The sequence below is a fragment of the Azohydromonas caseinilytica genome (assembly GCF_012927045.1).
GTDB lineage: Bacteria > Pseudomonadota > Gammaproteobacteria > Burkholderiales > Burkholderiaceae_C > Azohydromonas > Azohydromonas caseinilytica.
Genome location: NZ_JABBFW010000007.1, coordinates 256524 through 268795 on the forward strand (window position 1 = coordinate 256524; position 12272 = coordinate 268795).

The 12272-nt window shown below is 72.6% G+C and carries 9 protein-coding genes and 2 pseudogenes; 7 read left to right on the top strand and 4 right to left on the bottom strand.

Translation table 11 applies throughout. The features are described from left to right. Positions 1 to 27: 27 nt before the first annotated feature. Positions 28 to 708 carry a hypothetical protein gene (locus HHL10_RS12870; protein WP_235971392.1) on the bottom strand — a complete coding sequence of 227 codons (681 nt, stop codon included), beginning with the start codon at positions 706 to 708 and terminating at the stop codon, positions 28 to 30. Between the two features lie 210 nt (positions 709 to 918). Next, positions 919 to 1110, bottom strand: a complete 192-nt coding sequence (locus HHL10_RS12875) for a hypothetical protein (protein WP_169160763.1) — start codon at positions 1108 to 1110, stop codon at positions 919 to 921. Between the two features lie 157 nt (positions 1111 to 1267). Here HHL10_RS12875 and HHL10_RS12880 point away from each other — a divergent pair, with 157 nt between their 5' ends. From HHL10_RS12880 to HHL10_RS31355, 3 genes and pseudogenes are all read left to right on the top strand, one after another. Then, the gene (locus HHL10_RS12880; RefSeq protein ID WP_169160764.1) at positions 1268 to 3886 is read left to right on the top strand and encodes a sensor histidine kinase; all 2619 of its coding nucleotides are present in this window, start codon (positions 1268 to 1270) and stop codon (positions 3884 to 3886) included. A 742-nt stretch (positions 3887 to 4628) separates the two neighbouring features. After that, positions 4629 to 5138: pseudogene (locus HHL10_RS31350) on the top strand (hypothetical protein); the annotation flags it as partial. Positions 5139 to 5186: 48 nt separating this feature from the next. Further along, positions 5187 to 5279, top strand: a pseudogene (locus HHL10_RS31355) (PEPxxWA-CTERM sorting domain-containing protein); the annotation flags it as partial. A 31-nt stretch (positions 5280 to 5310) separates the two neighbouring features. On the opposite strand, the gene HHL10_RS12890 reads toward HHL10_RS31355, so the two are convergent. Beyond that, the gene (locus HHL10_RS12890; RefSeq protein ID WP_169160765.1) at positions 5311 to 7527 is read right to left on the bottom strand and encodes a helicase-related protein; all 2217 of its coding nucleotides are present in this window, start codon (positions 7525 to 7527) and stop codon (positions 5311 to 5313) included. A gap of 83 nt (positions 7528 to 7610) precedes the next feature. Here HHL10_RS12890 and HHL10_RS12895 point away from each other — a divergent pair, with 83 nt between their 5' ends. Together HHL10_RS12895 and HHL10_RS12900 are read left to right on the top strand one after the other, a co-directional pair. Beyond that, positions 7611 to 9275, top strand: a complete 1665-nt coding sequence (locus HHL10_RS12895) for a ProQ/FINO family protein (protein ID WP_169160766.1) — start codon at positions 7611 to 7613, stop codon at positions 9273 to 9275. A gap of 1 nt (position 9276) precedes the next feature. Next, the gene (locus HHL10_RS12900; RefSeq protein WP_169160767.1) at positions 9277 to 9831 is read left to right on the top strand and encodes an MOSC domain-containing protein; all 555 of its coding nucleotides are present in this window, start codon (positions 9277 to 9279) and stop codon (positions 9829 to 9831) included. An 84-nt stretch (positions 9832 to 9915) separates the two neighbouring features. Here the strand turns inward: HHL10_RS12900 and HHL10_RS12905 are convergent, their stop codons facing one another. Further along, positions 9916 to 10197 carry a hypothetical protein gene (locus HHL10_RS12905; RefSeq protein ID WP_235971396.1) on the bottom strand — a complete coding sequence of 94 codons (282 nt, stop codon included), beginning with the start codon at positions 10195 to 10197 and terminating at the stop codon, positions 9916 to 9918. Between the two features lie 588 nt (positions 10198 to 10785). On the opposite strand from HHL10_RS12905, the gene ahr reads away from it, so the two are divergent. Then, positions 10786 to 11802: an NADPH-dependent aldehyde reductase Ahr gene (gene ahr / locus HHL10_RS12910; protein WP_169160768.1), complete on the top strand. Its 1017-nt coding sequence runs from the start codon at positions 10786 to 10788 to the stop codon at positions 11800 to 11802. Between the two features lie 107 nt (positions 11803 to 11909). After that, entirely contained in the window at positions 11910 to 12122 is a 213-nt protein-coding gene (locus HHL10_RS12915; protein WP_169160769.1) for a hypothetical protein, read from the top strand. Positions 12123 to 12272 lie beyond the last annotated feature (150 nt).

Here is a 12272-nt window from a genome sequence, read left to right on the forward strand (position 1 = left end):
GCCGCCTTGCCCGGCGCCGCGGCCGCCTCAGTCGCTGTCCAGCCCCGCCAGCAGCTGGCGCTCGAACACCGCCGCCAGCGGCTGGTGCTCCGGCAGCACGTAGATCACGCCGCGCCGGCGGCCCAGCACCGGCTGCACCACCGAGGTGTAGAAGGCCGGATCGACCACCACGCAGCCCAGCGAGATGCGGTTGTCCGCCGGCGTGGCCGAGGCCAGGCGCCCGGCGCGGCGCTCACGGGCCGGCGCCGGGCGCAGGCGGTGCAGCGCCAGCCCCTCGGCGTAGTCGAACCACACCAGCAGCTCGCCGGCCAGGTTGCGTCCGGGCTCGGTCTCGAAGCGGCCGGCGGGGGTGGTGCGCTCGTCGGGGCGGATGGCTGACAGCGGCTTGCGGCCCACGCCGGGCACCGCGTGGTCGCCCGGCTGCAGGCCCAGCAGCACCGGGGCAGCGCCCAGCACGCGGCCGTCGGGCGCATACAGCACCAGGCGCGCCTGCTTCTTGTCCACGACAGCAAAAGGGCGTTGACGGTGGTCATTGCTTTCCAGCACACCGCGCGCGAAGCGCTGGGCCTCGTCCTGGGCCGGTGCATCGGCCGGGCGCGGCGCGGCGTGCAGCACGCCCTCCTGCGTCGGCATCACCCTGGACATCGCCGGCCACGCCAGCATCAGGCCGCTCGCCAGGGCGCACAGCGCCCGCCCTCCCCTGAACATCGCTTTCCCCCGCTGCGGCGGCACCGCCGGTGCCGCATGGACCAGCCGGACAGGCCGCCCGGCACCTGCCCAAGATGCTAAGGGGAAAAGCGGTGCGGCCCGGTGGCCCGGACCGCGCTTAATTCACGATTTGGGACGTACTGCCGTCAACGGCAGTCAAAAACACCACGCGCTGCGGCAAAGGTCGGGGCAGCGGCCCGCCGGCACGCTTCAGGCCGGCGGGTTCTGGCGGTGCGCGGGGCCCTCCTGGTCCGAGGGACCCGAGGGGTTGTTGTGGGCGGGATCGCTGCTGTCCTCATAGCCTTCCCAAGTGTTGTCCAGCGTGGCCTGCGCGCGTTCGGCGGCCTGGACGGCCTCCTTGTCGTCGGGATTGACGTCGGGGACTTTGGGTGCGGTGCTCATGGGGGTTCTCCAGGGTTCGGTCCTGCCCGACAGTGCGGCAAGCGGCATACCCCGGCGCGATACCGTGCCGACCAGGCCCTGCCGGCCCCGGGCGCGCCACATGCAGGGGCCCTTTGTCCAAGACCGGACCCGCCACGCCTCCATGCCGCCGTTCCTCATGCCTGCCCTGTACAAGACCGGCCTGCGCGACACCCTGCGCGCTCCCTTGCTGGTGCTGGTGGGCGGCTGGGTGCTGGCGGCGGGCCTGGGCGTGTGGCAGCACCACGCCAACCGGACGCTGGAGCACACGCGCTTCGAGGCGTTGGCCCACGCCGCCGCCGAGCAGCTGCAGCTGCGCTTGCGCACCTACGAGTACGGATTGCGCGGCGCGCGCGGCGCCGTGATCGCCGCCGGGGCCGACAAGCTGACCCGCGAGCGTTTCCACCAGTACACGCTCTCGCGCGAGCTGGAGCAGGAGTTCCCGGGCGCACGCGGCTTCGGCTTCATCCGCCGCGTGCCTGCCGCTCAGGAGGAGGCCTTCGTGGCCGCGGCGCGGCGCGACGGCGCGCCGGACTTCCGCGTCCACGCCATCCAGCCCCACGACGGCGACCGCTACGTCATCCAGTACATCGAGCCGCTGCGCCACAACGAGCTCGCCGTGGGGCTGGACGTGGCTTCCGAGCCCAAGCGACGCGCCGCGGCCGAAGCCGCCATGCGCAGCGGCCGGGCATGGCTCACGGCGCCGATCACGATCGTGCAGGCGCAGGACAACCCGCAGCGCTCCTTCCTGCTGATGCTGCCGGTCTACGACGGCGTGGCGGTCCCGCCGCCGTCCGAGCGCGATGCCCGCACCCTGGGCTGGGCCTACGCCCCGTTGGTCATGGACGAGGTGCTGCGCGACTTCGACTTCGGTCACGACGAGTACGCGCTGGCGCTGGATGACGTGACGCCGGGCGAGGAGCGCGACAACTTCTTTGCCTCGGCCCACTGGCAGCGGCAGGCCGGCGAGGCGGTGCGCCACCGGCTGGAGCTGCCGGTGTTCGGCCGCACCTGGGCGCTGGACCTGCAGGCGCGGCCCGCTTTCCGCCAGGGGCTCAACCTGACCGATCCGGTGGCGCTGGCGCTGACGGTGGCGGGCGTGGCGGCGCTGCTGTCGCTGCTGCTGGGCGGCACGCAGCGCGCGGCGCGGCGCGAGCGGCTGATCCAGCACCAGCGCGCGCGCATGGCCGCCATCGTGGCCGGGGCGCAGGACGCCATCATCGGCCACGGCAGCGACGGCACGATCACGGAATGGAACCCGGCCGCCGAGCGGTTGCTGGGCTGGAGCGCGGCACAGCTGCTGGGCCGCAATTTGTACGAGCTGCTGGTGCCGCAGGCGCAGCGCGAGCGGGTGCGCCAGGCCGGCGCGCAGGCGCTGCGCGGCGAGCCCACGCCCCCCTTCGACACCGAGCTGCTGCACCGCGAGGGACACACGGTGGCGGTGTCGCACTCGGTGGTGGCGATCCGCGACGAGGACGGCCGTGCCAGCGGGCTGGCCAGCACGCTGCGCGACATCCGCGCGCAGCGCGCGGCGCAGGCGCGCATCCTGGAGCTCAATGCCGCGCTGGAGCGCCAGGTGCAGCAGCGCACGACGGAGCTGCGCGTGGTGTCGGCACGCGAGCGCGCGATCCTGGACGGGGCCGGCAGCGCCATCGTCGCCACCGACGCGCAGGACCGCATCACGCTGTTCAACCCGGCCGCCGAGCGCCTCACCGGCCATGCCGCGGCCCAGGTGATGGGCCGGCCGGCCATGCCGCTGCTGCTCGACCAGCAGGAATTGCGCGAGCGCGAGGAGGCGTTGCGGGCGGAGCTTGGGCGGGCGACGGCGCCGGGCGAGGTGTTCCTGTGGCGTGCGGGCGGTGCCGAAGGAGGCGAGTGGCAACTGCTGCGCGCCGACGGCACGCGCGTGCCGGTGCTGCTGGACGTGCGCACGCTGCGCGACGAGCGCGCGCGCACCGTGGGCCTGATCTACGTGGCGGTGGACTTGTCCGAGCGCAAGGAGCTGGAGCAGACGCTGCAGCAGCGCACGGCGCAGGCCGAGGCCGCCAGCCGCGCCAAGAGCGCCTTCCTGGCCAACATGAGCCACGAGATCCGCACCCCGCTCAATGCCGTCATCGGGCTGAGCCACCTGCTGCAGCAGATGCCGCTGGAGGGGCGCCAGCGCGAATTCGTCGGCCACATCGGCGCGGCCGGGGAACAGCTGCTGGCGCTGGTCAACGACGTGCTGGACCTCTCCAAGATCGAGGCCGGCGAGATGACGCTGGAGCAGGTGCCTTTCGCGCTGCGCCAGCTGCTCGACGAGGTGATGGCGCAGGCGCAGGTGCAGGCCGGGCAGAAGGGGCTGGCGCTGCGGCTGGAGGCGCCGGCGCAGCCGCTGCGGCTGCGCGGCGACCCGCTGCGCCTGAAGCAGGTGCTGCTCAACCTGCTGAGCAACGCGCTGAAGTTCACCGAGGCCGGTGGCGTGACGCTGCGGGTGCGCGCGCTGCCGGGCCGGCCCAGCCAGGTGGTGCTGCGGCTGGAGGTGATCGACACCGGCATCGGCATCGCGCCGGAGCTGCAGGCGCGCATCTTCGAGGCCTTCACCCAGGCCGACAGCTCCACCACGCGGCGCTTCGGCGGCACGGGACTGGGCCTGTCCATCGTGCGGCGCCTGGTGTCGATGATGGACGGCCAGTTGGCGCTGGACAGCGCCCCGGGCCAGGGCAGCACCTTCACGGTGACGCTGCCGCTGGCGGTGGCGCAGGAAGAAACCGCTTGAGCCGGGTTATCGAAGCCGGACGTCCAATACGCCTGCCAAAACCTCAATTTCAATATGTTGAGAGGCGGGTGAAACAGTGGTTCCAAAGCCTTGATAAAGGGCCAATGCAATTGCGGGCTGGCAGGAAAGGGTTTGAAAAACTAGCCTAATACCTTGCGCGTTATCACGCGCCTTATTAATTCCAGTGTGCTGGCGCGTCTGAAAGGAAGTACCGATGTTGCAACGCTGCTGCCTGACGGGCTTGGCCGTGGCGGCCACGCTCGCTTTTACCACTGCCACGGCCCGGGCCGAATTGCGCTACCGGCTCCAGGAACTGGCGAACTACGGCGCCGTCGCCAACGCCGGCCCTCCCGGGCCGGTGGACTATTTCGTTCCCAGTGCCATCAACAACCACGGCTTGGTCGTTGGCCTGCGGCAGCAGGAGGTCTACGACGAGATAAAGGATTACATAGAAACCGCCTACATTTACGGCGGCACCCGGCTGGAGCCGCTGCCCGGCAGCGACGCCTTCCACGAATCCCATGCGGCCGGCATCAACGACCGCGGCCAGATCATCGGCGGGTTTCGCATGCGGCATACCCCGGGGCAAACGCCGTTTCTCTACGCCAATGGCCACTACCTGGATTTGCGTGTCGAGGGTACGGAAATCGAGAATCGAACGACCGGCATCAACGCCTCGGGGCAGGTCGTGGGTGACGCCAACGGCCGGGCGTTTTTCTTCGACGGCACGCGCTCCCGGTATATGGATATTCCCGGCGCCCTCGGGTCCAACGCCGAGGCGCTCAACGACCATGGTGCGGTGGTGGGCAATGCCTACTTTAATGCACCCGGTGGCGGTTATGACTTTCGCGCCTTCGTGCACGACGGGCAGAACGTGAAATTCCTGCCAAACCCGCTGCGGGATTTCGGGACCCCGGAGATGGTCGACATTAACAATGCCGGGCAGATGGTCGCCAACGTGGTCAATGGCGAGCGACGGGCGCGCCGCTCCTTGATTTACGAGGCGGATGGCCGGTTCACCGACCTGGGCAACTTCTCGGCACGCTGGGAGGAGACCGTCGTGGAGAGCCTGAATGACCGGGGCTGGGCCGTCGGCCACTCCAGGGGCGACACCTGCTTCGACTTCAGCTGCAACCAGGCGTTCCTGTGGCGCAACGGGCGGATGGTGAGCCTCAACGATCTCGTGCTCGTGTCCCCGGACGAGCAGTGGCACCTCAGCCGCGCGACGGACATCAACGAGCGGGGCCAGATCGTGGGCAGTGGCTGGCACGGCGGCTCCTTCAGCGCGTACCTGCTGACCCCCGTGCCCGAGCCGCGGAGCTGGGCCCTGCTGCTGGCCGGGCTGGGCCTGGTCGGCGCCGTGGCGCGGCGCCGGCCGGCGCGCGGGCGCTGAGGCCGGCCTCCGGCGCCCTGGCGGCTGCCCGTCAGTGCCCCCGGCCCCGCCGCTGCCACAGCGGCTTCTTGCCCTTGAGGTGTCGCTCGATGCCGTCGTTCAGGCGCGAGCGCAGGTCCTGCACCGCATCGACTTCGCCGTAGACGCCGGGGAAGCGCAGGTCCACCCACAGCCACAGGCTGCACGCGCGCAGCGCCTGCTCCATGCGGTCCAGGCGGCTGTGCTCGTCCACCTCGCTCAGGAAGCCCGGGCTGCCGGCCTCGCCGGTCATGGCGTGGTGGTGCACCCAGTCCAGGAACTCCTCGACCAGCATGGGCGTGCGCGTGTCCACCGGCGCCTGGGCGTAGACGAAGCGGTCGCGCAGCGACAGGTTGCCGCCGGCCTCGTCCAGCAGCCCGGCGAGCTCCAGCATCTGGTCCAGCTCGGCCACGGCGAAATGCGCGTCGTCCAGGCGCAGCTGCTCGATGAAGATGCCCAGCACGGTGCGCAGCTTGTTCAGGCCCAGCCGCGCGGCGATGGTGTTGACGTGCCACCAGCCCGGGGCCACCGGCGCCTTGAAGTCGCGCGGCGCGCGCGGCTGGCGCGGCAGCAGGTCCTTGAGCGCGCGCAGCGCGGTGGGCTCGGCCTCGCGCAGCACACCGGCGAAGCCCTCGTCGTGCATGCCGTAGCGGCCGGCGCGCCCGGCGATCTGGTGCACCTCGGAGACGTCCAACGGGCGCTCGGTCTGGCCGTCGAACTTGGTCATGGTCGAGAACAGCACGCGGCGGATGGGCAGGTTCAGGCCCATGCCGATGGCGTCGGTGGCCACCAGCACGTGCGAGGCGCCATGCGCGAAGCGCTCGGCCTCGCGGCGGCGCACTTCCGGCGGCAGCGCGCCGTAGATCACCGACACCGGATGGCCGTTGTCGGCGATCTGGTCGCGCAGCATCAGCACGTCGCGGCGGCTGAAGGCCACCACCGCGTCGCCGCGCTTGAGCGCGCCGATGGGCACCGGCGCCCCCAGCAGCTGCACATGCTGCTTGCGCTCGAAGTGGCGCACCTGGCACTGCTCGCCGCACAGCCGCAGCAGCCGCTCGATGGCCGGCACGGCGTAGGCCGAGCAGATGATGATGACCTCGTTGGCCGGCACGCCCACGATGGCCTGGGTCCAGGCCCAGCCGCGCGCGCTGTCGAAGATCATCTGCGCCTCGTCGATCACCGCCACGTCGATGGGCTGCTGCGTGCTCACCATCTCGATGGTGCTGGAGACCACGCGCGCCTCGGGCGCGGGCACGTTCTCCTCGCCGGTGAGCAGCGAGCACGGCACGTCGCGCGCCATGAGGCGGTCGCGCCCTTCCAGGGCCAGCAGCCGCAGCGGCGCGAGGTAGGCGCCGTCCAGCGCCTGGGCCAGCCGCTCGAAGGCGGCGTGGGTCTTGCCGCTGTTGGGCGGGCCCACGAACAGCGTGACGCTGCGCTGCATCTGGCGCGCCAGCGGGAAGCTGTCGGGGTAGCCGTGGAAGGCCAGCTCCGAGGTCAGGCTGGCCAGGGTGTCCATCTCGGCGGCGCGGTGCTCCCAGCGGTCCTGCGCGCGGGTGAGCGCGGCCTGCAGCGCCGGCAGCGGCTGGGGCACGCCGCACTCGGCCTGCAGCCGCGGCAGCAGCGAGTCGAGCTGGCGCGGGTGGCCGCTGGCGCTGCGGGCCACGAGCTGGCGCAGCTGGGCCAGCACCGCGTCGGCCTGCGGATATGGCGCGGGCAGGCCCAGCGCGGCCAGCAGCACGCGGCGGTCGCCGGTGCGCAGGAAATCCCAGACGGGGGCCTCGTCCACCGGCGCGCGGTGCGCGAGCTGCAGCGTCCAGGCCGGCTCGTCCAGCACCAGTGGGTGCTGCAGCAGCCGCTCCCAGCCCAGGCCGTGGCGCGTGATGCCCAGCTGCTCCAGCGCCGCCATGCGCTCCAGCATCAGGCCGCGCACCTCGGGGCCGGCGCCCACGGCGTCGAGGTGGCGCAGCGCGGCGTCGAGCTGCGAGGGGTGGACCCAGCGGCTGGGCCGGGCGCCAGCGGCGGCGCGCGCGAGCTGGATGAAGCCGCGGCGCTCCAGGTCTGGCGGCTCCGGCTCGTCATCGGCCTGGAAATCCGCTGGCTTCACCACCTGCGGCAGCAGGTAGGCGGCGCGGCGGATGCGCTCGACGTCGGCCGGGGCGATGTGGGGCGGAATGCGGGCCGCGTGGTGCGGCTGCGGCAGTTTCAGGGGCTGTTCTTGGACTTCATTCATGCGGCTGATTGTGGTCCGGGAAAAAGGCCTCCCCGGCAGCGGCACAATCCGGGGTTTTGCTTGCTCGTTTCCTGAGCCTGCCCATGACGAATCCCGAGACGCCTGCAACGCCGCCTGCCGCCGCCGCAGGGCAACCGACCGACCGACCCGATGCCGTCGCGCCCGCCGCGGCTGCCGCCGTGCCCGAGACGCCGGTGACGCCGACCACACCCGCCGCTGCGCCCGAAACCGCCGCCACGGGCGGGGCCGAGGCCGCGGCGGCGGACAGCCCCGGCGCGCAGGACACCCCGACGCCGGCCGAGGCGCCGGCGCAAGGTGAGACGCCTGAAGCCCAGGAGGCTGCCGCACCGGCGCCGGCGGACGCAGCCGCCGCGCCGGAGGCCGATGCCGACGCTGCCGCGGCGCCCGCCGAGGGCCAGGCCCAGACGCCCACCGCCCCCGAGCAGGCGGGCACGGCCCCGGATGCTGCCCAGGAAGCCGCCGCCCCGGCCGCGCCGCGCCTGGACGTGGCCGCCGCAGCCAAGGAGCTGGCCGAGCTGTTCCCGGCGCTGTTCGGCGGCAAGGGCCCGCTCAAGCCGCTGAAGCTGCGCATCCAGGCCGACATCCAGCAGCGCGCACCGGGCCGCTTCACCAAGGGGCTGCTGTCGGCCTTCCTGCGCCGCCACACCGGCAGCACGCCCTACCTGATCGCGCTCACGCGCTCCAAGGAGCGCTTCGACCTCGACGGCCAGCCCGCCGGCGAGGTGAGCGAGGAGCACCGCGTTGCCGCGCAGCAGGAAGTCGCGCGCCGCCGCGAGCTGCGCCAGGCCCGCATGCAGGCCGAGGCGGCGGCACGTCCGCAACCGACGCCGGGCGAGGCTGGCCAGCCGGGCGCCCTGCGTCCGGAGCGTCCGCGGCGCGAGGGTCGTCCCGGTGCGCCGGGCCGCCAGGGCGAAGGCGCCCAGCAGACCGGCCAGCGCCCGCCGCGCGACGGCGAGCGTGCCCAGGGCGAAGGCCAGCGTCCGCGCCGCGAGGGCGACCGCCCGCGCCGCCAGGACGGCGGCCGGCCGGGGGCGCAGGAGCGGGGCGAGCGGCGTCCGCCGCAACAAGGCCAGGGCCAGCCGCGTCGTCAGGACGGCGCGCCCGCCGGCCAGGCGCCGCGCGGCCGTGACGAGCGTCCGCGCCGCGAGCGCGAGGGCGGCCGGCCGGGCGGCGAGCAGCGCCGGCCGGAGCACCGCGCCGAGCGGGGTGACATGCTGCGCCGCGACATGGACGCGCCGGTGCGCGAGACCGACCCGCAGCGCCGCGAGCGCGCGCTGCTGCTGCGCGACTTCGAGCGCACCACGCTGTCGATGACCAACTTCTGCGTGCTCAAGGGCATCAAGCCCGAGGCGCTGGAGGCTCAGCTGACGCTGGCGCGCCAGGAGGCCCGCGAGCGTCCCGCACTGCCGCCGCGTGCCGAGGCGGGCTCGCGCCGCGACGGCGCGCCGTCGCAGCCGCGCGAGGAGCGCGGGCGCCGTGAAGGCGGCGCACCTAGCGGCCGGCCCGAGGGTGGCCGCCGTGAGGGCGGCGCGGCTCAGGCCGGAGAGCGCCGCCCCGACCGCGGCGGCGCCCAAGGCAGCCCGCCGCAACAGGGCGGTGATCCGCGCCCCGCACCCGAGGCCAAGGCGCCGGCCAACGCGGCGCCCGATGCGCCGGCCCCGGTGGAAGCCGGGGCCGAACCGGCCGTGTCCCAGCCGGCACCGGGCGGCGAGGCGCCGCAGGCCTGAGATGCTGCTGCGCGAGCTACTGGCTCGCGTGCCGGGCCCGGGGCGGCTGGAGGCGATCTGGCTGCGCCCGGCGCGCGGAGCCGCCGCAGTCGGTGTGCCGGAAGCGCTGGTGCTGGCTGGGCACGGCCTGCAGGGTGACCGCAGCGCCGCGGGACGTGGCGGCGGGCGGCGGCAGGTGACGCTGCTGCAGCAGGAGCATCTGCCGGTGGTGGCCGCGCTGCTGGGCCGTCCGGCGCTGGAGGCATCGCTGCTGCGGCGCAATCTGGTGGTGTCCGGCCTGAACCTGCTGGCGGCACGCAGCCCGCTGCCGGCCGTGCCGTTGCGGTTGTGGCTGGGCGACGAGGTCGAGCTGGAAGTGACGGGGCCGTGCGAGCCCTGCTCGCGCATGGAAGAGGCGCTGGGCGCGGGCGGCTATGCCGCGCTGCGCGGCCATGGCGGCGTCACGGCACGCGTGCTGCGCGGTGGCCGCATCCGGGTGGGCGACGCGGTGCGCTGCGTCGCCGGCCCCGGCCCGGACGAGGGCGCAGCCGCCCAGGCGGCCTTACCGCTGGACTGAAGGCGCACCGGGGTCCGGCGCGGCTGGCAGCGCACCGGAGCGGCGGGGTTCAGACGCGCGCCTGCGGCCGAAGCCGGCCCGCGCTCAGGCAGCCGGGTCGGGCGTCGCAGGTGCGGCCGTCACCTCGGGCGCCAGCACGGCCGCAGGCAGCACCGTGCCCAGCGCCAGAGCCTTGCAGGAGGGCTTGCACACCATGTGCACGCGGCCCAGCAGCCGTTGGCTCTGCAACTGGTCGGCCGAGCGGTGCTGGCCGCACTTGAAGCACGAGCGCGTCTGGCCCCGCCCGCTGAAAGGCGAGCCCGAAACCTTGCTGGCATAGCGCAGGCCGTCGTCCTTGATGCGTGTGGTCGTGTCCTTGGTCGTCATGAGCGCGGCATGGAGTGCGAGTCCATTGTCAAGGTGACGCAGCGCCTGGGCTGCGCGCGACAGGTCGAATCCGGCATCTGCACACGGCGCTGGCGGCTCCACCACATCGACTTGCAGCCCATGCTGCAACTGCACTATGGCTTTGAACTAACAACCTGCGGTTTGACACAACACAAGTGTTGAAAGCCAAGGTGTACTGAACGCAAGGAATATCACGTCCTCACGCAGTTCTTACGCTTTTTCCTATTTCTTCCTCAAAACACGCAGTTCGCACGTTCAAAACAGGAACGGGCCCGGAAAAAACGCTGCACCAGGCAACGCTCGGTCGTTAGTTCGGATCAATGCTTGAAGCCTCCGCGTCGCACGAGTTCCATGTACGTGGCGCGATGTCGCACCGGACGGGCTGCGGTGCAAAGCCTGCAAGCCGGCTCGGTCGTCCACCTGGGACACCGCCAACAGCCGGACAACCGGCAGGCCCGGGCGTGTCGCCGCCCCACCCATTGACCGGTACCGCTGGCGGGATTCCGGCAAGCGTGAAGGAACGTCTCTTGCCGCAGCCGGCGTCTTGGCCACCGCTTCGACGCCGTCATGACCTCGATTTCCGCCTGGGCCGCGCCAGCGGCCGGACAGCCGCTGCAACGCTACAGCTTCGACCCCGGCCCGCTGGGGGCGCAGGAGGTGGAGATCGCCGTCGAGCACTGCGGGCTGTGCCACTCCGATCTGTCGATGCTCGATGACGAGTGGGGCCAGAGCCGGTACCCCCTGGTGCCCGGCCATGAGGCCGTGGGCCGCGTGGTCGCGCTGGGCGAGGAGGCGCTGGGGCTGACGCTGGGCCAGCGCGTGGGGCTGGGCTGGACGGCATCGAGCTGCATGCACTGCCGCTGGTGCCTGGGCGGCGACCAGCAGCTGTGCCCGAAAGCGCAAGGCACCATCGTCGGTCGCCACGGTGCCTTCGCCGAGCGGGTGCGCGCGCACTGGGCCTGGGTGGTGCCGCTGCCCGAGGCGCTGGACCCGGCCAGCGCCGGGCCGCTGCTGTGTGGCGGCATCACCGTGTTCACTCCCCTGCACGATCTGGCGCTGCCGCCCACCGCGCACGTGGGCGTGGTCGGCATCGGCGGGCTGGGCCACCTGGCGCTGCAGTTCGCCTCGGCCTGGGGCTGCGAGGTGACGGCCTTCTCCTCCAGCGCGTCTAAGCATGCCGAGGCGCTGCGCCTGGGCGCCCACCGCGTGGTGGACAGCACCGACCCCGCGGCCATGGCCGCGATCGCCGGCACCCTGGACCTCATCATCTACACCGCCAATGCCGCGCTGGACTGGGAGGCGCTGATGGCCACGTTGGCGCCGCGCGGGCGGCTGCATGTGGTGGGCGCGGTGCTGCAGCCCATCGCGGTGTCGGCCTTCACGCTCATCGGCGGCTTCAAGAGCGTCTCGGGCTCGCCCACCGGCTCGCGCGGCGACATCGAGGCCATGCTCGACTTCACCGCCCGCCACCGCGTCGAAGCGCTGGTGGAGCGCTTTCCCATGAGCGGCGTCAACGAGGCGCTGGCGCACCTGCGCGCCGGCAAGGCACGCTACCGCGTGGTGCTGGACGCGGATTTCGACTGACAGGGGCCCAACCCGGGCCACCCGGCACCTTCCCGGAGCCGGTACCCGGGAAACACGGCATGCCGGTTGCTGCTCTTGAGGCTTCCCTTCGGCAAGGAGAACCCGCCATGAGCAAGACAGCACGCATCACCGGCCAAGTCGAGTACCGGGAAGGCGACGGCCCGGGACTGCCCATCCGGCCCGGCCTGGTGGAGTACGAGGAAAGCGACGAGGACGTCACGGTGAGCTGGGAGGACGGCGACTACCGCGGCTCCGCCGCCATGCCGCGCAGCGAGTGGCAGCGTTTCCTCAGCAGCCGCGACATCGAGCTGCTTGATTGAGGGCCAGCCGGCCAGGGCTCCGTCGGGGCCCTGGCGAGCCCTGCGCCGCCGGGTATCCAGGCCCCGGCGGCAAGCGCCTGCGCGGAAGTGCCCAAGCCATGGGCCAAGGCCGGCGCGGTACCCGGCAGACTGAGCTATCGTCGCTCCAAC

Coding starts and splice junctions, on each gene's coding strand:
- HHL10_RS12870 (WP_235971392.1), bottom strand. CDS start 708: ATGTTCAGGGGAGGGCGGGCGCTGTGCGCCCTGGCGAGCGGCCTGATG.
- HHL10_RS12875 (WP_169160763.1), bottom strand. CDS start 1,110: ATGAGCACCGCACCCAAAGTCCCCGACGTCAATCCCGACGACAAGGAG.
- HHL10_RS12880 (WP_169160764.1), top strand. CDS start 1,268: ATGCCTGCCCTGTACAAGACCGGCCTGCGCGACACCCTGCGCGCTCCC.
- HHL10_RS12890 (WP_169160765.1), bottom strand. CDS start 7,527: ATGAATGAAGTCCAAGAACAGCCCCTGAAACTGCCGCAGCCGCACCAC.
- HHL10_RS12895 (WP_169160766.1), top strand. CDS start 7,611: ATGACGAATCCCGAGACGCCTGCAACGCCGCCTGCCGCCGCCGCAGGG.
- HHL10_RS12900 (WP_169160767.1), top strand. CDS start 9,277: ATGCTGCTGCGCGAGCTACTGGCTCGCGTGCCGGGCCCGGGGCGGCTG.
- HHL10_RS12905 (WP_235971396.1), bottom strand. CDS start 10,197: ATGACGACCAAGGACACGACCACACGCATCAAGGACGACGGCCTGCGC.
- ahr (WP_169160768.1), top strand. CDS start 10,786: ATGACCTCGATTTCCGCCTGGGCCGCGCCAGCGGCCGGACAGCCGCTG.
- HHL10_RS12915 (WP_169160769.1), top strand. CDS start 11,910: ATGAGCAAGACAGCACGCATCACCGGCCAAGTCGAGTACCGGGAAGGC.